Raw genomic sequence first — 20,771 nt, forward strand, 5'->3', positions numbered from 1 at the left:
TGGATCTCCGTTGTTCCCCGTGGTTCCCCGCAGGATCTGGCACGCGTCTGGCACGTCCACGTCGGTGGTCATGGCCGGGACGTCGCTCTCAAGAGCATCCAGGAGGCGTGGCCAGGACTACGATCTCGCTGCTCCGGGAGCCGATCCTGTCGTTTCGGACACACAAGGCACACACCTGCCCTAACTTGGACACATGGACAGGGTAACCGTAGAGACGCATCAGGTAATCGTCTTGGCTGACGGCGAAACGCAAGCGGCCGTGAGCAACAAGAAGGGGCACCTGTTCGAGGTGTTCATTGTAAAACTGTTGCATCAATATGGTTACGCCGAACCAGAACAGGCCAAGCGGAATGTCACGGCCGATGGCATTGAATTGGACATTGTCACTCGTAGCAAATTGACGAACGATCCGGTCATCGTTGAGTGCAAGGCCTACACGTCGAACGTAAAAGCTCAGGCATGCACATCATTCCTGGGCAAGCTGCAACTCGCCAAGTACGATGATCCCAAGACTAAGGGGTACCTATTCGTTCTTCCTCGCCTAGTCGCGGAAGGGGAGGAGGTGGCCAAGAAGGCAACCGAGAATGACTCCAATTTTCACTACCTCAGCACAATGAACATCGTGGAGCTACTTCGGGAGAGGAAGATCATTAGGGAAGTCCCGGGTGAAATAAATGCACAACTCCTCAGCGACCCTGCCGTGCTCGTTTCAGAGTATGGAGTATTCTCTTGCATTAAGTCGCTAGACGCGCAGACACACCGCTCCGAGAAAGTGTACGTCTGGGGTAAGGACGTCAACCATGAGATCCCGAATCCACTACTAGAGCAACTGTCGGCCGATTCCTATGCAGCCGGGCTGCCCGTTGCGATTGCCGGCAAAGCCCCCTCGATCACCCCTTCCCCGAAAGAAGCGGAAGACACTAGCCCCCCAGTTATTGTGTCAGTTCGAGGGAGTTCGTCAGACTTCGAGTATCAATTCCCCGCTTCGCCGAAATTCTTCGTTGGAAGAAAGGAAGTCCTCGCTGAGCTTGGTGACCTACTCAACACGCAAAAGGGTGCGATTGTCCTCAACGCACAGTCAGGCTGGGGGAAAAGCTCACTTGCTTTGCAGACCAAGCAAATGGTTGAATCATCAGGCGGATATTCGATTGTAGTAGACAGCCGAACCGCTTCCAATCCACGATTCGTATCTGAAGTGCTGCGTGAAGCCGGGGTGCAAGCGGCGGCCGCTACATTGATCGACCTTCCTGGGGACAGCTCTTGGGCTAGCCTCGGCAGTGCAATTGCAACCTTTGAGCGCTCCAAGTGGAACAAAGACGCCCCTATCCTAATCTTCTTCGATCAATTTGAGAACGTTTTTCAGGATGAGTCAACGACGCGAGAATTTAGAAATCTTGCGCTTAGGGTAGGCGACACTACCGCCCGCATTGTCGTAGGCTTCGCTTGGAAAACTGACCTGGTCGGTTGGACCGAATCTCATCCCTATCGGCTGCGTGATGAAATTCGCGCATCAAGTAGGTGTGTAAATGTCGGCCCCATGGGGGCCCGTGAAATCGAGACCCTGTTGCGACGGCTGGAAAAACGGATTGGCGACAAACTTGCAGCGGACCTCAGGCAACGACTGAGGGAGTACTCGCAGGGTCTTCCGTGGCTCTTTAAGAAGCTTGCAGGCCACGTGATCAAGGAGTTGGAACAGCACGGAAAGAGTCAGGAGGTGTTGGTAAGCGAAGGTTTGAATGTGCAGAGTCTTTTCGCCTCCGACCTTTCAGGTCTTTCACCTCTGGAAAATGAAGCGGTTCGACATGTTGCGCGTTTCGCCCCAGTCACCGCTACCGAGGTAACTGAGAAATATGATGGTGCAGTAGTTCAGTCACTTCTCGACTCGCGACTAGTTGTCGCGGTGGGAGACAAGCTCGACACGTATTGGGATATCTTTCGGGATTATCTGAATACAGGACGGGTTCCGATTGAAGATTCCTACACGGTGCGCCAGAACCCTGGTGCAGTTGCTCGCCTTCTCGTGGCTGTTATTAACGCGGGCGGAGATATCAGTGTCTCCGACCTGTGCACTAGGCTGAATGCCAGTGCTGGAATTGTGTACAACCTGTCGCGCGAACTTCGACTCTTTGGGCTGACTGCCTACGAACCTAACCGAGTGCGGCTTCTCGACGATGTGATGGCGGCCGGGGATCGAGAGCAGGAAATTAGGCGACGAGTTGGTCAGGCACTTCGCCGGCATCGCGCATACTCTCTATTCACAAAGTTGGCGGAGCGATATGGTGACCGTGTCGCCATTCCCGTTTACGCCCGAGAGCTCCCGGAGGCCTTCCCTGCGGTAGAGGCTCAGCCCAATACTTGGAATGTGTACGCACGCGCTTTCTCGCTATGGTTTGAATACGCCGGGCTCTCCCTCATGGATGGTAACTACATGTGTGTGCCTCAAGAGGATTATCCCGGTAAAGGTAGCCTGCTTGATCAGGGGAATAAATATAAAAGCCGGTCAGGGTTTTCGCTTCATTGCACTCCGGGCCCCTGCCTGTCGCTCCTTAAGTCCCTCTTCGTTAACCCGAGATCTATGGCGGATATGAGTAAGGGTGATAAGCGTTTCGCTGTAGCTCTGATGTTCTTGGGGCTTATCCAGAAGGGGGATGATGGTGTCCTCACATGTTCTGAGGGTGCCCTCTCGGGCGGGGAGCCTTCACAAGAATTCCTCCTACAGAGACTGCGTACTGTGCCCGGGGCGGACGAAGCGCTCGCCAAAATTGCAAATGATCCGCGCATCGAAAATATTCACATTGGTGAGGCCATACGCTCTAAGGTCGGTGCCAGCTGGGAGGAGTCGACAACTGACAGTGTCGGTGGCGACTTCAGAAGCTGGGCGAAAGCTGCTGGCGTGGAAGTCATGACTGCGCGTCGCAGGAGGCGTCGGAGTCCGATTGAGCCGGAAGGTAGCAATCCAGAGCGAAACACCGATGGGCAATTGGAGATTGTGGTTTCGGGCGAAGACTAGATCCAGACGTTGAGTGACAGAGAATCAGGTCGGTGGAGCGGCTTTGGGCTGGAGTTGCTTTGGCGCGAGTGATCATGGCCCCGTAAGCTTCCGGCGCGTCGGGCAGTCTGTTGACCTGCCCGGTAAAGCACGACGTTGGGGCCATGATCTTCGAGGCTCGCGCCAAAGTGGCTGCCTAAAGCCGTGGAGCCGACCGCCCCAGCCACGACGTACCCCTTCTCGAACCCCAAGCGGCTGATCGCCTAGCGCGCGGCACGGGCGCCGGCCGGGCTGGAGCGGGGCGGAGACAGGAGCGCAGGCCCGGCCGGGGGCCGTGCCGCGCGCGGGGAGCGGAGCGAGCCGCCTTGAACCAGTAGAGAAAGTTGTAACTCAGTCGGGTGCGCGGGGCTTCGCGTCTGGGTTGAAGTCGTTTGTGTGCGGCCGGATTTCAGGTGCCTCGTGGTCGTCCGCGAGTGGCAGGAAGAGCACCGGGTGCACCGTCCACGTGATGCGTGTGCTGGCGTAGGTGACCGACACCGTGCAGGGTTCCGAGCGCAGGAGGGCACGGCGGGTGTCGATGCGGCTCTCGTAGAGCCAGTCCCAAGTCTCCTTGGGCGCTGCGGGGTTCAGCTCCGCTGTGATGGCTCGTAGGGCTGTGGGGAGCCAGCCGTCTGCCTGGGTCGCGGAGTACGCGCCGAAGGATGTCGTCACCGTCGGTCGGCCCGACCCCGCGAGGTCTTCCGCCCAGCACTCGCACCAGAACCCGCGGGTTAGGCCGTCGTCGCTCAACATGGATGCTCACCCAGCCCCGGCCCCGGCCCCGGCCGCGGTGAGGTGAACAGCTCCGCCGTCACCGTGTGCGCGCCGTCGCTGTTGAGCACCACCACCCGGTGGGCCAGCGCGCTGACCATCCCCAGGCCTCTACCGTGCACCGCCTTTTCGTCGGGGTGCTCGACCTTCGGTGCGGTCCCGCCCGCGGCCCCGCCATCCGTGACTGACAAGGCGATGACCTGGGACGACACCGCCAGAGCCAGGTGAAAGCTGCCCGTGGGCCGGCCGCTGGCCGTGTGCAGGATCGCGTTCGCGCTCAGCTCGCTGGCGATCAGTTCGGCGTCCTCCGCGAGGGGTGAGGAGCCCAGGATGTCGCGGGTCCAGCGGCGGGCTCGGCTGACCTCTTCCGGCAGACCTGGGCAAGTGAGTCCCCAGACCCGGGCGGTGCTCGTATACTCGTGCATACAAGTTCCTTTGTGCTGCTAGGCCGCCATGTGCAGCGGGTTCGGCTAGACGAGTTTCACGCCGTCGTGGGCGCGGATGGCCGGTGGGGTCGTCGCGTCGAGCGCGTCCAGGACGCGGATCGCGTAGGCCTCGTCGGCGAGTTGGGTGACCTCTTCGCGGGTGGCCCAGCGCAGGGCGCGGGTCTCCTCGCCGGTGGTGGGCGTGCCGTCGGCGGCCTCGCAACGGAAGACCAGGGAGACGATCAGGCCCGTCATGTTCTTGTAGACGCCGGTCAAGGTCGCGGGAAGCGCGATCTTTACGCCGGTCTCTTCGAGAACCTCGCGCTGGAGGGCCTCGGGGATGGTTTCCTCACGTTCGAGGACACCGCCCGGTGGCTCCCACTGGCCGTTGTCGCGGCGCTGGATCAGCAGGGCCCGCCCCTGGTCGTCGACTATGACTCCGGCGACGCTCACGGAATGGGGGCGGTCAGTGCTCACGTTCCTCGGCCCTCTCGGCTGGCTAGGCTCTCCACCGTAGCAACAGCACTCGCCCACTCGTCTAGATATCTAAAGGAGTACACACGTGACCTCACTCCCTACCGGCTTGCTCGGCGAGGTCGACCCCACGAGCGATCGTGCGGTCTTCCGGCAGATCGCCGATCAGCTGCGCGAGGCCATCGACCGTGGGCGGTTCCGGGAGGGCGAGAAGCTGCCCTCCGAAGCTGAGCTTGTCGACCACTACGGGGTGTCCCGGATGACGGTCCGCAACTCCTTCTCCATCCTCCAGGGGGAGGGACTCGTACACGCCGAGCACGGCAAGGGTGTCTTCGTCCGCCCGCGGCCTCCGGTGCGGCGTCTCGCCTCGGACAGGTTCGCCCGTCGCCACCGCGATCAGGGGAAGTCCGCGTTCATCGTCGAGGCCGACGCGGCCGGTAGCCACCCCCAGGTGGACAGCCTGGAGGTGAAGGAGGAGAAGGCCACGCAGGACATCTCCACCCGGCTCGGCTCGGCCCGCAAGGTGCTCGCCCGCAGGCGCCGCTACCTCCTCGACGGCCGCCCCGTCGAGTTCGCGACCTCCTACCTCCCGCTCGACATCGCCCGCGGTACGCAGATCGCCGAACCCAACCCCGGCCCCGGCGGCATCTACGCCCGCCTCGAAGAACTCGGCCACCGCCTCGACCACTTCGAGGAGGACATCCGCGCCCGCATGCCCTCGCCCACCGAGGTCAAGACGCTGCGGCTCGCGTCCGGCGTGCCCGTGATCCATCTGATCCGGACCGCGTACGACACGGAGGGGCGAGCCGTGGAGGTCTGCGACACCGTGATGGCCGCGGACGCGTACGTCCTGTCCTACCAACTGCCCGCCACCTGACGGGTGATGGGGCGCGAGGCCATCTTCCGGACTCGTACATCCCGACAGGCGTACTCGTATAGACGAGTGGGCGAGGTGTGTGCCAAGGTGGGTCGCGTTCCCGAGGGGTCGGGTTTGTCCTACGGCTTGGCCTTGGATCCGGTGCCCCCTCGCCGGTGGCTCATACGTCCCACGACGATCGACCTCCGGTCGTCCCCGGCCAGGAACCTGCCGATGCCGCCGTCTCTGCCGAACGGCCGCGTCACGCCTGGGGAGTTCACGCCGTGCCCGCCGCGTGTGCCATCGCGCCCGAGCTGCTTGGCCTGGGCGTCGCCGTTGGCCCGTTCGGAGGTTGGTCCCGCGTTCGTGCGCCGTACTCGTCCCTTGGTGAGGCTGTCGAGGTCTGTCGGGAGTCGGCGCGGCTGGTGCCTGGTCTGCCCATGCTCAAGCCGTTCCGGTCCGTGGCGGCCGTGCGGTCTGTTGAGTCATTGGCGTCAGCAGTTGTCCGGCCGTGTCCCGGGGGCGGCTGGTCCCATCTACTCCTCCCGGCTAGGACGAACGTTCTATTCATCGCCGCATCTGCACTCCCCCCTCAGGCCTCCGGAATCCGGAATGAGTCACCGCGTGCGTGCCAACCGGCCCGTGTGGAGGGGGTGCTCGTGCAAGCGGTCATCGCCATCGCGCTGGCTGGGCTGCGCCGCCGGGGGTGGGCCTCGGGAGAGACGAGGAGCCCGCCGGGAGCTAGCCGGACCCTTGCGGCGCGGTAGTGGTGCGCGGCCCGCCCGCTGGCCCGGAGTGTGCGGGCAACAAAGAACCCCCGGGTCCGCGACCTGGGGGTTTCATATGGAGCGGGTGACGAGAATCGAACTCGCGCTCTCAGCTTGGGAAGCTGATGTTCTACCATTAAACTACACCCGCGTAGAGCACCGGTTGAACCGGTTTCTCATGCTCGCACACTCTACCTCATGCCGGGCCCCGGACATCGTCGCCCCGGGGCCCGGCTGCGTTGTGTGGGGTGGACGTGACTGCGGGCGAGGGGAGTTGAGGCGTACCGTGGGGGGCTTCGCGGGGAGGTGCCTGGGGTTCGGGGAGGGTGCCCGGAGGTCCGGAGTGCCGCCTGGAGTGGCGTCCCTTTCATCCCGTAATGTGGCTTTCGTCGTCCGCCAGTTACGGTTTTGGGGAAGGGACTCAAGGATTTGATGGAGCGCACCGTCGTCCGCTGTGCCGAGGGGCACGTGTTCAGCACCGCTTCGTTCCCGATGCAGCAGGCCGACCGGCTCGGGCCGGGACGCCTCCTCCGTTGTCCCCGGTGCGCGCGGCTTCGCCACGCGGTGCCGGTGGCGCTCGAGAAGCGATAGCGGAGCACAGAGGCGCGCGGGGCGTCGCATTGCGCGAATTGCGGCGTTCCCGCGCGCTCTGCGTATCCTCGGTGCGTGCTTCTCTCTGACAAGGACATCCGGGCCGAGATCGACGCCGGACGGGTGCGGATCGATCCGTACGACGAATCAATGGTGCAGCCGTCGAGCATCGACGTGCGCCTCGACCGCTATTTCCGGGTGTTCGAGAATCACCGGTACCCGCACATCGACCCGTCCGTCGAGCAGGCGGATCTGACCAGGCTCGTCGAGCCCGAGGGCGACGAGCCGTTCATCCTCCACCCGGGGGAGTTCGTGCTCGCCTCGACGTACGAGGTCATCACGCTGCCCGACGACCTCGCCAGCAGGCTCGAGGGGAAGTCCAGCCTGGGGCGGCTCGGGCTCGTGACGCACTCCACCGCCGGGTTCATCGACCCCGGTTTCTCCGGGCACGTGACGCTGGAGCTGTCGAACCTCGCCACGCTGCCGATCAAGCTCTGGCCGGGCATGAAGATCGGCCAGCTGTGCATGTTCCGGCTGACCTCGCCCTCCGAGTCCCCGTACGGGTCCGAGCGCTACGGGTCGCGCTACCAGGGACAGCGCGGTCCCACGGCCTCCCGTTCCTTCCTCAACTTCCATCGGACCCAGGTGTGACATCCCCCATGAGCGACGTGCGCGAAAACCTGACCTACGAGAAGTTCGGCGCTGCGGTACGCGAGCTCGCGCAGACCATCGCCGACGATGGGTACGAACCTGACGTCATCCTCAGCATCGCCCGCGGCGGGGTGTTCGTCGCTGGAGGTCTGGCATATGCGCTGGACTGCAAGAACATTCACCTTGTGAACGTCGAGTTTTACACCGGCGTGGGTGAGACTCTCGAAATGCCTGTGATGTTGGCACCTGTCCCGAATGCGATCGACTTCTCGAACAAGAAGGTGCTCATCGCGGACGACGTCGCCGACACCGGCAAGACGCTGAAGCTCGTGCACGACTTCTGCCTCGACCACGTCGCCGAGGTGCGCTCCGCCGTCATCTATGAGAAGTCCCACTCGCTCGTGAAGTGCGAGTACGTGTGGAAGCGCACCGACGAGTGGATCAACTTCCCGTGGAGCGTCGAGCCGCCCGTCGTGAAGCGGCACGGGCAGGTGCTCGACGCCTGACGGGCGGCCGGGTTGAACGGTGCAGTGATCGGGGCGCGGTGGCCCCGCCCGAGCGGGCGGGGCCACCGCGTCTTCGTCATGCGTGGGCCGGGGCGGGGACGGTGTGGCGGCGGGTGCGCCACAGGAGGCGGGCGCCGAGGCCGGGCAGGAGCACGTTCAGGAGCAGGAGAAGGAGCAGTTCCGTCGGGCCGATGCGGTCCGCGCCCGCGACGGTGCCGAGGAGGAGCAGGGCCGGGAGCGACAGCGTCAGCGCGCCGCCTGTGAGCTTCTGCCGTGCGGTCCACCGGGTGGAGGTGGCGAGGAGATAAGCGCCCGCCATGGCGGCGAGCACCATCGCCAGCGGGCCGGCCAAGAGCATCAGCGGGCCGGAGGCCGCCAGGACGAGGATCGTGAGACGGGTGCGGAGACGGTCCGGCTCGGGGGAAGGGGAGGAGGGCGCGGCCGGTGCCGGCGCCTCCGCCAGGGCCGATGCCGCTATCGCCGTCGGGTCGCCCAGCTGGCGCAGGACCTCGCGGACCGTCGCCTCGTCCCGCGTGCCCGCCTCGGCGAGGCTGACCTCGATGTGCTCGCGCAGGTCGGCGAGGAGTTCCGCGCGGCGGGCCGGTTCCAGGGCGGCGCTCGCCCGCTCCACGTCGGCCAGATAGGCGAGGGCGAGGGCGTGCTCAGGTGCTTTCATGCGGGGTCTCCGTGTCGTGCGGTGTGCCGGGCGCGGTCAGGAAGTGGTCGACCGCGTCCCGGAAGAGGGGCCAGCTCGCGGTGAAGTCGGCGAGCGCGGTGTGGCCCTCGGGGGTGAGCGTGTAGTAGCGGCGGGGCGGGCCGCTGGGGGATTCGCGCAGTTCGGTGTCTACGAGGCGGTCGCGGCGCAGCCGGGACAGGAGCGGGTAGATGGTGCCCTGGCTCGTCGTCATCACCGCCACGGCCGACAGCTCCTCGACCAGCTCCACGCCGTAGCGCGGGCCTTCGCGCATCAGGGCCAGTACGCAGTACTCCAGTACGCCCTTGCGGAGCTGGCTCGCGGCCTTCGTCAGCGGGTCCGCCATTCCCTCCGCCCCCCTCCGTTCCTCTTCAGTTCCTCTTCAGTTCCTTGCTTTGCCTGGAACATTGCATTGCAAGGTACGTGACGGGGGCGCGCATGGGCAAGGGCATGGGCAAGGGCATGGGCAAGGGCATGGGCAAGAGCAAGGGCCCCGGCGGTCGTCCCGCCGGGGCCCTGCTGTCGTGCCGTGCGCGGCCGCGTCAGAACGTACCGAGCTTGATGATCGAGAGGATCGCGAGCAGCTGGATGGCGCTGGCGCCGAGGGCCCGCGGCCAGGGCAGGTCGTGCGACTTGCTCACCATCAGCGTGAGCAGCGCGCCCGCCGCGAGCCAGGTGGCCCAGCCGAGCAGCTGGACGAAGCTGTTGCCGCCGCCGAGGAACAGGGCGACGATGACGCGCGGCGCGTCCGTGATCGCCATGACCAGCATGGACAGGCCGACCGTGGGCTGCCAAGCGCCGTCGCCGCCGAACTGGCGGGCCAGGCTGTGCGTGACGACGCCGAGGATGAGCGCGCTGATGGAGATCGCGACGCCGGTCGTCAGGACGTACGGGACCGCCGTGGACAGCGTCGCGTTGAGGACGTCCTCGCGGGCCTCGTCGAAGCCGAAGACGGCGAGCAGGCCGTAGAGGAACGTGACGATGACGGCCGGGGCCCACATCGCGTAGTCGCGCATCTGCAGGAAGGTCGGCACGGGGCGCAGCACGATGCCGCGCAGCAGGTCCTTCCAGGGCAGCTTGGGGCCGATCGGGCCCGCCGGGGCCTGGCCCGCGCGGTAGGTGTCGCCGTCGTTGTACGGGTCCTCGCCCAGGGAGAAGGCCTGGGTGTGCCCGGGGTTGTTGGCGGCGTACGGGTCGGGGGCGGCGGGACCACCGTGGCCCCCGTGCCCGCCCTGGCCGCCGAAGTACTCGGGCTCGCCGTGGCCGCCGGGCGGCTGGGGCCACTGCTGCGGGCCGCCCTGGTGACCGCCGTGGTGGGGGCCTTGGGGGCCGCCCTGGTGGGGGCCGCCGTACTGCCCGGGGCCGGGGCCCGGGCCCGGGCCGTGGCCGCCGCCGTAGGGCGGCTGGCCGCCGTACTGGGGGGCCGAGGGCGCGGGCGGGTAGCCGTACGGCGCCTGGCCGCCGCCTTGGTGCGGGGGCCGCTGTCCGTACGGAGCCTGCCCGGGGGCCTGTCCCGGGGTCTGCCCGGGGCCCTGTCGGCGTCCCGATTGCTGTGCGCGGTTGTCCCGGCCGCCGCGTCCGATCCTGAATCCAGCCACGGAATCGAACGTACCTGGTCCGGAGGCGAGGGCGCGTCCCTCCTGTGGAGGAGGGCCCGTTTGCGGCTGACCTGTAACAACCCTTAGGGGGACCCTGAGGGGTTGTCCTCAGGGCCCCCGTGGCGCCAGTGACCCGCTGTGGTTCCCGGGGCTACGGGGGACCAGCAAGGCGCTGGCGGGGAGCAGCGGGCGCCGGCGGCCGGGCCTAGCGGCCGAGGACCGCGCCGTACGTCAGCGCGCTCGAAGACGCGGGCAGCTTCAGCGACTTGGGGGAGAGGGCGGTGGTGCCCGCCGGGAGGGCGCCGGGCACGTTCCAGACGCCGCCGGACGACGCGTTCTCGCCGGGCGCGGAGACCGCCAGGTCGGGCGTGCCGTCCTTGTCGTAGTCGCCGGTGGCGAGGGCCGCGCCGAAGCGGTCGCCGGTCTCGGCGGCGCCGGGGAAGTGGTTGGTGTCCTGCTGGAAGGCGTAGCCGCTGGCCTTGCCGTCGCCGAGCACGTCGTCGGCGTCGAGGATGCCCTTCCGGGAGCCGAACAGGACGGTGGCGCTGCCCGCGTTCTTCTTGGCCCCGATGGCCTCGCCGGGGGCGCCGATGACCAGGTCGGCGTAGCCGTCGCCGTTGACGTCGCGGGCGGTCACGGACTCGCCGAAGCCATCGCCCTTCTCGGCGACGCCGGGGACGCCCGGGGTGTCCTGGTTGAGGGTCTGGGTGCGGTAGCCGAGGCTGCCGTTGACGTTGCCGTACTTGATGTGGACGCCGCCGCCCTTGGTGAGCTCCTCGGGGCCGCACGGGTCGTCGATGTTCTCGTCGGCGATCTCGCGGCAGTTGCCGAGCGCGAGGTCGTCGAGGCCGTCGCCGTTGAAGTCGCCGGTGGCGAAGGCGGAGGTGGCGCCGTTGCTGCCGGACCACATGAGCAGGAGGCGGCGCTCCTGCTTGTCGTAGCGGTAGATCATGACGTGGGACTGGGTGTACGGCTGCTGCTTGGTGTAGTACGCCACGGCCAGGTCGGTGAGGCCGTCGTCGTCGAAGTCGCCGGTGGACAGGACGGGGGCGCGGCCGCCCATGCGGTCGCCCATGCCCGGGACGGTCGTCGCGGTGCGCGGGTCGTAGTTCATGACGACCTTGTCGGCGCCGCCGATGGCCAGGTCGGCCTGCCGGTCGCCGTTGAAGTCGGCGGCGGCCAGGGCGTTGCCGTAGCTGTCCTTGGCCTTCGCGCCGCGGCCCGCGCTGTTGGACGTGCCGAAGCCGTCCTTCGCGCCGTACACGACGGTGACGTTGCCCACGTCGGCCTTGCCGTCGAAGTCCTCGCCGGGGGCGCCGACCGCGAGGTCCGCGAGCCCGTCGCCGTTGACGTCCGCCACGGTGACGGCGGCGCCGAAGCGGTCACCGGCCTCCGGAGTGCCGAGGACGTTCGCCGTGGCCTGGCTGATCCGTACGTTGTCCTCGGCCCGCAGCCCCTTGGGCCCGCCCCAGACCACGCTCACGTACCCGGCCTTGGCCTTTCCGCCGACGCTCGCGGACGGGACGCCGACGGCGAGGTCCTCGTAGCCGTCGCCGTTGAAGTCGGCCTTGGTGGGCGGGGTGGAGGCGGACGCCGTCATGGCGAGCGGCAGGGTGAGGCCGGTCGCCGCGAGTGCCGTGGCGGCGGCCAGGGCGAGGGTGCGTGTGCGCACGGGTGCTCCAACTCTTCGGGTGAGGCTTGGTCTTCACCTGTGGGACATGCGGGATTGGGTAAAGGTTGTGGTGACGGGGGGTGGGGGTGGGGGCGGGGTGGGTCCTGCCGGGAGCTCCCCCACCCCGCCCCTTCCCGAAACCAGGGGCTCTGCCCCTGGACCCCCCATCGCCGCTTCGCGGTTCGTCCTCAAACGCCGGACGGGCTGAGTCCTACTGGAGGAAGCCTTCGACGATCCCGTACGGCACGTGGGACACCCCGCTGTTCTTGATCCCGGAGGCGGAGCCGGGCAGGCGGACCGGGCCGGACGTGCCGTCCACGTACAGGTCCGCGTGGCCGTCGCGGTCGGTGTCCCGCAGGCGTACGGTGCTGCCGAAGGAGTCGTCCATGGCGAGCTCGCCCGGAACGCCGGGGGTGTTGCGGGCGAACCACTGCGAGCGGGTGCCCTTCAGACCGCCCCGGCCGCCGCGCACGACGTGGACGCCGCCCGCGTACCCCGTGCCGTTGATGGTCTCTCCGTAGGCGCCGATCGCCAGGTCCTGGTAGCCGTCGCCGTCGGTGTCGCCCGCCGAGACGGAGTAGCCGAACGCGTCCTCCGCCTCCGGCGTCCCGGCGATTCCCGCACTGGCCTGGGTGAGGCGGACGGAGGTGCCGGGGCCGGTGGGGCCGCCGCGCCAGACGGTCACGGCGCCCTTGCGGCGCGAATCCTCGGAGTTCCCGATGGCGATGTCGCCGTAGCCGTCCCTGTCGAAGTCGGCGATCACGCCGTCCCCGCCTTCGGTGGCGGACTTGTTGACGCGCAGCGTCCTGCCGGGCTTGAGGGTCTTGCCACCCTTGAGGAACCAAGCGTCGGCGACCTGCTTCCCCGGCCGGACGACCGAGCCGATGACGACGAGGTCGGTCGCCCTGTCCTTGGTGACCTTGCCCGCGATCAGCGACGCGGCGTCGAATCCGGCGCCGTCCCGGTCGAAGCGCTTGACCGGGCCGCGTGCCCCGGACGGGGAGAGCGGGCCGAAGTAGAGGTAGGTGTCGCCGCTGTTCACTGCGGCGAGGTCCGGCTTGCCGTCGCCGTTGAAGTCGCCGGTGGCGAGGTCACTGCCGAAGCCGCCGAAGGAACCGGGCTCCTTGTTGGGGATCGCCGTACCGCCGGACAGGCCCTTCTTCGAGCCCCAGAGGATCGTCACCGAGCCCTGCCGCTCGTTCCGGCCGACCTTCTCGTTCACGGCGGCCACCGCGAGGTCCCCGTATCCGTCCCGGTTGAAGTCCGCCGCGACCCTGGTGCCTTCGCCCCACATGTCGTCGGTCTCGTCCGCGCCCGGCACGCCCTGGCTCTTCTGCGTGATGACCTGGGTCCTGGTGCCGGGTCCGGACGGCGTGCCGAAGGTGACGCGGACGGCGCCGCCCTTGGTGCCCAGGGTCCACGTGTCGGCGGCGTAGTCCCGGTACCCGTCCCCATCGAAGTCATCGGCGTACTTCGCCGGGGCCGTCGCGGCCGACGCGGGCAGGGCGGCGGGGAGCAGCGCGGCGGCGGTCAGGGTGGTGGTGAGCAGGGCGGTGGTGCGGAGGCGCAAGGGGAGATCCTGAGGTCGGGGCCGGGCCCGTGCGGGGCCCGGCCATGAGGACATAGAGGTATCAGTCGGCGAAGTTCGCGCCGAGGCGGGGTATGCCCGTGCCGGGGACGCCCGCCGTGCCGGGGTAGATGCCCGCGCCGCCCTTGAGGGAGCCGTCGGCGCCGGAGAGCAGGGGGTAGACGGCGCCGTTGCCGCCGTTCTCGCCGTGGGAGCCGATGACGACGTCCGCGCGGCCGTCGCCGTTCAGGTCGTCGGCGTGCACGTCCGTGCCGAGGAAGTCGCGCTTCTCGTTGGTGTTCGGCACGCCGGGCGTGTTCTGGGTGAGGAGCCGCGCGCCGCGCCCGCTGATGCCGGAGCCGTTCGCGCGGCCGTACAGGACGGTCACCGCGCCCGCGTCCTTGACGCCGTCGACGGTCTCGCCGGGGGCGCCGACGACCAGGTCCAGGTTGCCGTCGCCGTTGACGTCGCCGAGGTCCAGCTCGTTGCCGAACGCGTCGCCCTTCTCGCTGCTGCCGGGGACGCCGGAGGTGTTCTGCGTGAACTTGTCGCGGTCGCCGTGCGCCGGGCCCCGCTTCCCGCCGTGCACGACGTGCACCGCGCCGCCCTTGGCCGCGCCCGGGATGCCGCTGTCCCACTCGGTGCCGACGACGACGTCGTCGTAGCCGTCCTTGTCGGTGTCGCCCAGGTCCGTGATGATCCCGGCGGGCAGCTTCTGCGCGGAGGAGACCTTCAGGCCCGAACGGGAGCCCGGCAGCCACCAGTTGGCGTTGAGGCCGCGCTGGTTTCTCTCGTAGCCGTTGACGATCAGGTCGTCCTTGCCGTCGCCGTTGGCGTCCCCGGAGTGCAGGTTCTTCACGCCGACCTCGCCGTTGCCCTGGATGCGGGGGGTCACGGTGTAGTGCCCGCCGGTCCTGCCGCTCCGCGTGAAGCCGCCGCGGTAGACGTCGACGACCGCCGTCGTCACCGTGCCCATGGCGATGTCGTCCTTGCCGTCGCCGTTGAAGTCCCCGGCCTGGAGGATGCTGCCGAAGTAGTCGTGCTTGGCGGGGCGCGGGTCCTTCAGGGTCGTGCCGTCCCTGAGGCCGATCGCCGAACCCCACAGGATCTGGAGGCTGCCGCCGTCCTTGTCGCGGCCGACGTCCTCGCCCGCGACGCTCGCGAGCAGGTCGTCGTAGCCGTCGTCGTCGAAGTCCCCGTACGCCAGCTCGTTGCCGAACAGATCCCGCTTCTCGGCGGCCCCGGGGACGCCCGGGCTGTTCTGCGTGTACTTCACGGAGCGGCCGACGCCGCTCGCCTTCCCGTACGTGACGACGACGGCGCCCGCCGCCTCCTTGCCGTTCACATGGGCGAAGGGGGCGGAGGCGGCGACGTCCGCGTAGCCATCGCCGTCGAAGTCGGCGTCGCTGGCGGGGAGTGCGGCGCGGGGGGCCGCCGTCGCCGTCGGCACGGCGCTCACGAGGAGCCCGCCGGTGAGCGCCACGGCCGTGGTGGCGGCGGCCAGGCGGAGACGGCGGCCGGGTCTGTGGGAGCGGGTGTCGCGGGAGGCGGTGCGCTTGCGCTGGGCCATGCGGTGATCTCTCCTGCGGGTCGGTTGAGGTGTTTGCCAGGGATTGGCCGCATGTTTGCGTATGCGTTGGCCTGGACCTTGGCCTAGGAGAGACCGCTGACGGGGTGTGAGGGTTGTGTGCGGCTGGGGTGAAGTTACCTTGTCGTGATGGGGAGTTGGCGCCGCCGCCGCCAGTACGCGTACGTCAGCGCGAGGACCATCGGACCCCACAGCACGAACAGGCCGCTGACGACCGACGCGAGCAGCTGCCAGCCCGCGTGCGTGTACGCGACGTCCGAGAAGCCCCCGACGCGGAACGCGCAGAGCACCCACTGCACCAGGAGCGCCGTGAACAGCAGGCCGCTCAGCGCCGCGGGCACGATCACCAGCAGGAGCGGTATCCGCCGCCCGCCGAGCCTCGGCACCCAGGCGGGCACGGTCTCGCCCCACGGCCGCACCAGACCCCGGCACAGCAAGGCGAACGCCTCGGACAGCAGGCTGAGCGACGCGACGTAGGCCACCATCTGCCAGCGCGGCCAGGTCTCGGGCGCCACGTCCATCCCCATCTGGTGGCCGAAGCCGATGGGCAGCCGCCACAGGCACACGGGCAGGGCCACGAGGGGGAGCAGCCGGGCAACACGCTCCGCCCAGGGAGGAACGGGCCGCGCGGTCGTCCTGACACCGTGGGCCGCGCCCACCGCGTTCGCCGAGCTGTCCACCGGATTCGCTTCGCTGATCGCCATGGACACCACTGTTGTTGACCACCGGCGCCCCGGAATCGGGCTGCCGCGCGATGTCCGCCTCCCCCGCGCGGCGGAGCCGCCGACACAGGTGTCCGCCTCAGGGCGCCGAGTTGGACCTCGGCCCGGGAAGCTGTGTATGATCAAGGCACAACTTCGGCGCACAACACCGGAGTCGCGCGTCTGTGGTCCAAGGAAAGACGCCCATCATCCGATGGGAAATGTAGGTGCAAGGCCTGCCGGGCGCTCCACGAAGCCGATGGCCCCTCGCTGAGCAAGTGAGGGGCCATCGGCCTTTTCGCATGCGTGCGCATGCGTGCGTATGCGTTCGCATGTATTCGCCTGGATGTATTCGCCTGTACGTATTCGCATGTATGGGTCGCGGTACGTCCGCCGCCGGGGCCGCGCGGTGAACGCGCGGCCCCGGCCGTCTGAGCGTGGGACCTACCGGCCCAGGACCGCGCCGTACTTCTGCGCTCCCGCGAGGCCGAGCTTGCCCGGAGTGAGCGAGACCAGGGGCGGGTTGGGGCCGTCCTTCGGGGTCCGGGCGTACCAGACGCCGCCCTTCGAGGCGTCCTCGCCGGGCGCGCCGACCGCCGTGTCGGGGTAGCCGTCGCCGTTGAAGTCACCGGTGGCGACGGCCGCGCCGAAGCGGTCGCCCGCCTCGGCCGTGCCGGGGACGCCCGCCGAGTTCTGGCTGAGGGAGGGGCCCGCGAAGGGCTTGCCCGTGCCCGTGGAGGCCAGCGACCAGTAGCTGCCCGCCTTCTTCGCGGTGCCCACCGTCTCCGTACCGGCGCCCGCGATCAGCTCGTCGATGCCGTCCCGGTCGAGGTTGGCGACGGCCAGGCGCGAGCCGAAGTCGTCCTCGATCTCCGCGGTGCCGCCGACCTCCGGGGAGTCCTGCGTGGTGCAGGAGACCGGGCCGCCGAGCGTGGCGTCCTTCTTGCCGTACACCGTGGCGATCGCGCCGCCCAGGTAGTCCTGGCACAGCTTGTCGCCCGGCTCCTCCGCCTCTGGGTTGGGCCGCGCCTCGCCGAGGGCCAGGTCCGTCGTGCCGTCGCCGTCGAAGTCGCCAGCGGCCAGGGCGCTGGCCCCTTCGCCGGTGTGCCACTGGGTCTTCCACCCGGCGGCGGAGTGGCTGAGCACCTTGGTGCCCAGGATCTCCATGCCGCCGTACGCGACCGCCAGGTCGTCGCGGCCGTCGTTGTCGAAGTCGCCGGTGGTGACCACGCGCGGGCCGCCGAAGTGCCAGCTGTCGACGTGCGACAGCTTCGCCGGGGAACCCGCCTTGAACGGGCCGGGGCGCAGCATCAGCGCGGTGCTTTCGTCGGAGTGGTCGCTCAGGACGATGTCCTGGCGGCCGTCGCCGTCGAAGTCGCCGGTGGTGAGGACGGCGCCCACGTTGTTGTCGGAGTACGTGCCGCTGACGGCCGTGAAGCCGCCCTTGATGCCGGACTTCGAGCCCCACAGGACGGTGACGGTACCCGCGCTGAGCCGCGTGCCGTTGTCCTCGTCGGGGGTGCCGACGACGATGTCCGTGATGCCGTCGCCGTTCATGTCGGCGGGCGCCACCGCGTAGCCGAAGCCGTCGCCCTTCTCGGAGTTGCCGGGGACCCCGGCCGTGTTCTGGCTGACGGTCGACGAACCGTGCTTGCCGAGGCCGTTCTTGCCGCCCCAGACCACGTTCACGTAACCCGCCTTGGCCTTGCCGCCGACGGTCGCGGCGGGCACGCCGACCGCGAGGTCAGCGAAGCCGTCGCCGTTGAAGTCGGCCTTCGGCCGGGGCGCGGAACCGGCCGCCGCGGCGGACGTGACGGACAGGCCGGAGAGGCCGATCACGGTCGCGGCGCACAGCACCGCCGCCGAGAGAGTCTTCCTGCGCAAGGTGTCTCCAACTGAGCTGAGAGAGGTGAGGAGGTGAGGGAGGTGAGGTGGGGGTCAGCGGAGCGTTTCGCCGAAGGCCTGGCCGGGGCCGCCCGCGCCCAAGGGCAGGCGTACGCCGAAGTCGGAGCCGTTGAACGACGTCACGCGCGGAATCGTGACGCCCGCCGACGAGCCGCGCAGGACCCACACGGCGCCCGCGTCCCGCCGCGCGCCCTGGCCCGCGCCGATGTCCTCGCCGCCCGCGCCGATGGCCAGTTCCGCCTTGCCGTCCTTGGTGACGTCCTTCAGGCGGACGCTGGAGCCGAACGCGTCGCCGTCCTCGCCGACGCCCGGCACCTTGGGCGTGTCCTGGTGGAAGCCGCGGCCGTTGCCGAGTCCGCTCGCACCGCCCTTGAGCACGACGACGCTGCCCGCGCCGCGCACGGCCGGAGCGCCGACCGTCTCGCCGGGGGCGCCGACGGCGACGTCCGCGCGGCCGTCGCCGGTCACGTCGCCGGCGGCCACCGAGGCGCCGAACCGGTCGCCGTCCTCGTCGTTCCCGGGCACGCCCGCGCTGTCCTGGGTGTACGTCACGGGCGCGCCCAGCTTGGCGTCGGCGCCGTAGCGGACGCTGACCGCGCCGCCCTTGCCCGCGCGCGGGTTGCCGGTGACCAGGTCGTCGTAGCCGTCGCCGTTGACGTCGCCCACGGCGAGCGGGTCGCGCGAGGCGCTCGGGTCCTCGCCCTCGGCGAGGACGCCGGACCAGTAGCCGTAGTCGCCCGCGCCGCCCTTCATGTACGCGGTGTAGGCACCGCCGTCGGCGCGCTCGCCGGTGAAGACGTACGTGTACCCGCCCTGGGACGTGAAGTGGCCCGCGGTCATGTTGTCCAGGCGGACGCCCTTGGGCAGGAAGTCGGTCTCCAGGCCGATCGCACGGCCGTCCTCCGGCACGCCGTCGGGGTAGAACCACCAGTGGTTGCCGCTGATCACGGCGAGGTTCGCGGCCTCGTCGCCGTCGATGTCGACGAAGACGGCGGCCTCGCCGAAGCGGCGCTCGCTGGTGGCGGGCGCGGTGAGCGTCTTGCCGCCCTTCTTGAAGCCGTTCTCGCCGCCCCAGACGATCGTGACCGTGCCGTCGGGCTTGTTCGGCGTCTTCTCGCCGGGGGCGCCGATGACCAGGTCCGCGTAGCCGTCGCTGTTCACGTCCCCGCTGGTGACGCTCTCCCCGAACTCGTCGCCCTGCTCGGTGACTCCGGGCACCCCGGCCGTGCTCTGCGTGACGGTCGTGGCCCGGGACGTGCCGACGCCCGCAGCCGAACCAAACGTGACCGTCACGGCGTTGGCCCCCGGCGTGCCGATCGCCAGGTCGCGGTAGCCGTCGCCGTTGAAGTCGTCCTTGAGGGCGGCGGGGGCGGCGGCGGCCGTGCCCGCGAGCGGGACGATGGCGCCGGTCGCGGCGAGGGCGGCCAGGGTCGCCGTGAGGGCCAGGGTTCTTACGCGCACGGAGGCTCTCCGAGGGGTGGGTGGGTGTTCTGGGGTGTTCGGCGGGTGTGACTGCTGGGGTGTACGAAAGGTTGTGCGAGGTTGGCCGGGGGGTGAAGGGGGGGGTGTGTGTCCTCGCGGTGCGCCCCAGGCCCGCCCCTTCCCGAAACCGGGGGCTGCCGCCCCCGTCCCCCCGCCCCACTGCGTTGGCGCTTCGCGCCTCGTCCTCAAACGCCGGACGGGCTCAAGCCGTGAACATGGCAGTGGAGAAGGTCAGGGTTGGCCTTCGGGTGATCAACTCGCCGTTTCGTAGGCCCCGGTAGATCTCTACTCGGTCTGTGCCCCGGCCCGTTGTCGTGCGGACGGCTATGTCCGCTCGGTGGTCGCCGTCGAAGTCGGCGACCTTCAGGAGCTGGGGGGTGCCCTGCGTGGCGGGGGTCAGGGTGGCCGTGGGGTTCGCGGGCAGGCCCGGGGTGCGGCCGCGGTAGAGCCGGACCTCGCCGGGGCCGCCGCCGGTGGTGACGAGGTCGCTCAGGCCGTCGCCGTCGACGTCGCCCGCCGCCACGGCCGCGCCGCGCGGCTCCAGCGTCGCGCGGGCGGTGCCCGGCACGTCGTAGCGCAGGGCGATCCCGCGCGGCCCCGGCAGCGCCGCGTCCACGCCCCGGCCCCTGCCGAACGCGCCGAAGGCCACGCCCGTGCTGACCGGGAAGCGGGCGCCGGTGCGGGTGGGGCCCTCGGGGCCGCCGAGGACCAGGCCGCCGGGGGACGCGCCGCCCTCCTCGCGGACCACCAGGTCGTCGTAGCCGTCCCGGTTCACGTCCCGCGCGGGGGCGCCGGTGACAAGCTCGTTGCCCGGGGCGGGGAGGGGGGCGCCCGCGGCGCGGGGCGCGCCCGCGCGGGTGAAGGGGCCGCGCAGGAAGGTCAGATGGGCGCCGCTCGCGTGCAGGGCGAGGTCCAGGGCGCCGTCCCCGTCGAAGTCGCCGCACACCGGCTGGTCCGGCCAGTCGTTGCCGAGCCGCGCCCGCGCGGGCACCCGCAGCGCGACGGCCTTGCCGGTCAGGCCCTTCGGGGAGCCGAAGAGGAGTTGCAGCGGCACCGGCGGGCGGCCCTGTCCGTCGTAGGGCGGGTCCGTGGACACCAGCAGGTCCGTGAAGCCGTCGCCGTCGAGGTCGCAGGCCGCCTCCGACTCGAAGGCGGCGGGCAGCTCCCCCTTCGTACGGGCGCCGTTGGCGTGCGCGCTCAGGAGCTGCCGGGCGCCCGGCACGAGGCCGCGCCCGCCGCCGTAGACGACGCCGATGCCGGGGTCGTCGCCGTGGCCCCGGTGCGCCAGGTCGTCCAGGACGAGGTCACGGGCGCCGTCGCCGTTGAAGTCGTCGGGCACCTCGCTGCCCTTGCCGAGCGGGACCGGCCGCTGCGGGGCGCTCTTGGCCGCGAGGCCGCCGGGCTTGGGGCGCGCGGGGGACTCGTCCCCGCCGCCGCAGCCCGCGAGGACCAGGGCGCCGCCGACGGCGGCGGCCAGCAGCCGCACACCGGATCT

17 protein-coding genes and 1 tRNA gene are annotated in these 20,771 nt (G+C 69.3%); 4 read left to right on the forward strand and 14 right to left on the reverse strand.

Translation table 11 applies throughout. From position 1 onward, the window contains the following. The first annotated feature begins 193 nt into the window (after positions 1-193). Positions 194-3,010 (forward strand): nSTAND1 domain-containing NTPase, encoded by a 2,817-nt coding sequence (locus AC07A4_RS31380; RefSeq protein WP_478605125.1) that lies wholly within the window; start codon positions 194-196, stop codon positions 3,008-3,010. Positions 3,011-3,379: 369 nt separating this feature from the next. On the opposite strand, the gene AC07A4_RS31385 is transcribed toward AC07A4_RS31380, so the two are convergent. Genes AC07A4_RS31385 through AC07A4_RS31395 form a run of 3 tightly spaced genes read right to left on the reverse strand, consistent with a single transcriptional unit; the run spans position 3,380 to position 4,677 of the window. Next, the gene (locus AC07A4_RS31385) at positions 3,380-3,781 is read right to left on the reverse strand and encodes a hypothetical protein (protein WP_478605127.1); all 402 of its coding nucleotides are present in this window, start codon (positions 3,779-3,781) and stop codon (positions 3,380-3,382) included. Next, positions 3,775-4,224 carry an ATP-binding protein gene (locus tag AC07A4_RS31390; RefSeq protein WP_478605129.1) on the reverse strand — a complete coding sequence of 150 codons (450 nt, stop codon included), beginning with the start codon at positions 4,222-4,224 and terminating at the stop codon, positions 3,775-3,777. The genes AC07A4_RS31385 and AC07A4_RS31390 overlap by 7 nt, the downstream gene beginning before the upstream one ends. Positions 4,225-4,269: 45 nt before the next feature. Beyond that, positions 4,270-4,677 (reverse strand): NUDIX hydrolase, encoded by a 408-nt coding sequence (locus tag AC07A4_RS31395; RefSeq protein ID WP_361838587.1) that lies wholly within the window; start codon positions 4,675-4,677, stop codon positions 4,270-4,272. Between the two features lie 109 nt (positions 4,678-4,786). Here AC07A4_RS31395 and AC07A4_RS31400 point away from each other — a divergent pair, with 109 nt between their 5' ends. Beyond that, entirely contained in the window at positions 4,787-5,575 is a 789-nt protein-coding gene (locus AC07A4_RS31400; RefSeq protein WP_478605131.1) for a GntR family transcriptional regulator, read from the forward strand. Positions 5,576-6,398: 823 nt separating this feature from the next. Here the strand turns inward: AC07A4_RS31400 and AC07A4_RS31405 are convergent. After that, positions 6,399-6,472: transfer RNA gene (locus AC07A4_RS31405), tRNA-Gly, on the reverse strand. A gap of 515 nt (positions 6,473-6,987) precedes the next feature. On the opposite strand from AC07A4_RS31405, the gene dcd reads away from it, so the two are divergent. Both dcd and AC07A4_RS31415 read left to right on the forward strand, forming a co-directional pair. Then, positions 6,988-7,563 carry a dCTP deaminase gene (gene dcd, locus AC07A4_RS31410; protein WP_478605133.1) on the forward strand — a complete coding sequence of 192 codons (576 nt, stop codon included), beginning with the start codon at positions 6,988-6,990 and terminating at the stop codon, positions 7,561-7,563. 8 nt (positions 7,564-7,571) lie between these two features. Next, a complete protein-coding gene (locus AC07A4_RS31415; RefSeq protein ID WP_030682617.1) occupies positions 7,572-8,069 on the forward strand; it encodes a phosphoribosyltransferase in 498 nt (165 codons plus the stop codon). 76 nt (positions 8,070-8,145) lie between these two features. Here AC07A4_RS31415 and AC07A4_RS31420 read toward each other — a convergent pair whose 3' ends face one another. From AC07A4_RS31420 to AC07A4_RS31465, 10 genes are all read right to left on the reverse strand, one after another. Then, on the reverse strand, positions 8,146-8,745 hold the full coding sequence (locus tag AC07A4_RS31420; protein WP_478605136.1) for an HAAS signaling domain-containing protein: 600 nt from the start codon (positions 8,743-8,745) through the stop codon (positions 8,146-8,148). Further along, the gene (locus AC07A4_RS31425) at positions 8,732-9,109 is read right to left on the reverse strand and encodes a PadR family transcriptional regulator (protein WP_478605138.1); all 378 of its coding nucleotides are present in this window, start codon (positions 9,107-9,109) and stop codon (positions 8,732-8,734) included. The genes AC07A4_RS31420 and AC07A4_RS31425 overlap by 14 nt, the downstream gene beginning before the upstream one ends. A 196-nt stretch (positions 9,110-9,305) precedes the next feature. Continuing rightward, positions 9,306-10,361: a Yip1 family protein gene (locus AC07A4_RS31430; protein ID WP_478605140.1), complete on the reverse strand. Its 1,056-nt coding sequence runs from the start codon at positions 10,359-10,361 to the stop codon at positions 9,306-9,308. A gap of 205 nt (positions 10,362-10,566) precedes the next feature. Next, positions 10,567-12,033, reverse strand: a complete 1,467-nt coding sequence (locus AC07A4_RS31435; protein ID WP_478605143.1) for an FG-GAP-like repeat-containing protein — start codon at positions 12,031-12,033, stop codon at positions 10,567-10,569. Between the two features lie 211 nt (positions 12,034-12,244). After that, complete coding sequence (locus tag AC07A4_RS31440) at positions 12,245-13,603, reverse strand: FG-GAP and VCBS repeat-containing protein (protein WP_478605145.1); 1,359 nt, start codon at positions 13,601-13,603, stop codon at positions 12,245-12,247. Between the two features lie 61 nt (positions 13,604-13,664). Continuing rightward, positions 13,665-15,170 carry a VCBS repeat-containing protein gene (locus AC07A4_RS31445; protein ID WP_478605148.1) on the reverse strand — a complete coding sequence of 502 codons (1,506 nt, stop codon included), beginning with the start codon at positions 15,168-15,170 and terminating at the stop codon, positions 13,665-13,667. A gap of 134 nt (positions 15,171-15,304) precedes the next feature. Further along, positions 15,305-15,892: a hypothetical protein gene (locus AC07A4_RS31450; protein ID WP_478605149.1), complete on the reverse strand. Its 588-nt coding sequence runs from the start codon at positions 15,890-15,892 to the stop codon at positions 15,305-15,307. Positions 15,893-16,333: 441 nt separating this feature from the next. After that, entirely contained in the window at positions 16,334-17,773 is a 1,440-nt protein-coding gene (locus tag AC07A4_RS31455; protein ID WP_478605152.1) for an FG-GAP and VCBS repeat-containing protein, read from the reverse strand. Positions 17,774-17,827: 54 nt separating this feature from the next. Then, positions 17,828-19,255 (reverse strand): FG-GAP and VCBS repeat-containing protein, encoded by a 1,428-nt coding sequence (locus tag AC07A4_RS31460; RefSeq protein WP_478605154.1) that lies wholly within the window; start codon positions 19,253-19,255, stop codon positions 17,828-17,830. A 223-nt stretch (positions 19,256-19,478) separates the two neighbouring features. Further along, positions 19,479-20,762, reverse strand: a complete 1,284-nt coding sequence (locus AC07A4_RS31465) for an FG-GAP repeat domain-containing protein (RefSeq protein WP_478605157.1) — start codon at positions 20,760-20,762, stop codon at positions 19,479-19,481. Between the last annotated feature and the right edge of the window lie 9 nt (positions 20,763-20,771).

This window comes from Streptomyces sp. NPDC043996, assembly GCF_056435225.1.

Bases quoted from the DNA above. Each gene is read 5' to 3' on its own strand.
- AC07A4_RS31380 (WP_478605125.1), top strand. From the start codon at position 194: ATGGACAGGGTAACCGTAGAGACGCATCAGGTAATCGTCTTGGCTGAC.
- AC07A4_RS31385 (WP_478605127.1), bottom strand. From the start codon at position 3,781: ATGTTGAGCGACGACGGCCTAACCCGCGGGTTCTGGTGCGAGTGCTGG.
- AC07A4_RS31390 (WP_478605129.1), bottom strand. From the start codon at position 4,224: ATGCACGAGTATACGAGCACCGCCCGGGTCTGGGGACTCACTTGCCCA.
- AC07A4_RS31415 (WP_030682617.1), top strand. From the start codon at position 7,572: ATGAGCGACGTGCGCGAAAACCTGACCTACGAGAAGTTCGGCGCTGCG.
- AC07A4_RS31420 (WP_478605136.1), bottom strand. From the start codon at position 8,745: ATGAAAGCACCTGAGCACGCCCTCGCCCTCGCCTATCTGGCCGACGTG.
- AC07A4_RS31425 (WP_478605138.1), bottom strand. From the start codon at position 9,109: ATGGCGGACCCGCTGACGAAGGCCGCGAGCCAGCTCCGCAAGGGCGTA.
- AC07A4_RS31445 (WP_478605148.1), bottom strand. From the start codon at position 15,170: ATGGCCCAGCGCAAGCGCACCGCCTCCCGCGACACCCGCTCCCACAGA.
- AC07A4_RS31450 (WP_478605149.1), bottom strand. From the start codon at position 15,892: ATGGCGATCAGCGAAGCGAATCCGGTGGACAGCTCGGCGAACGCGGTG.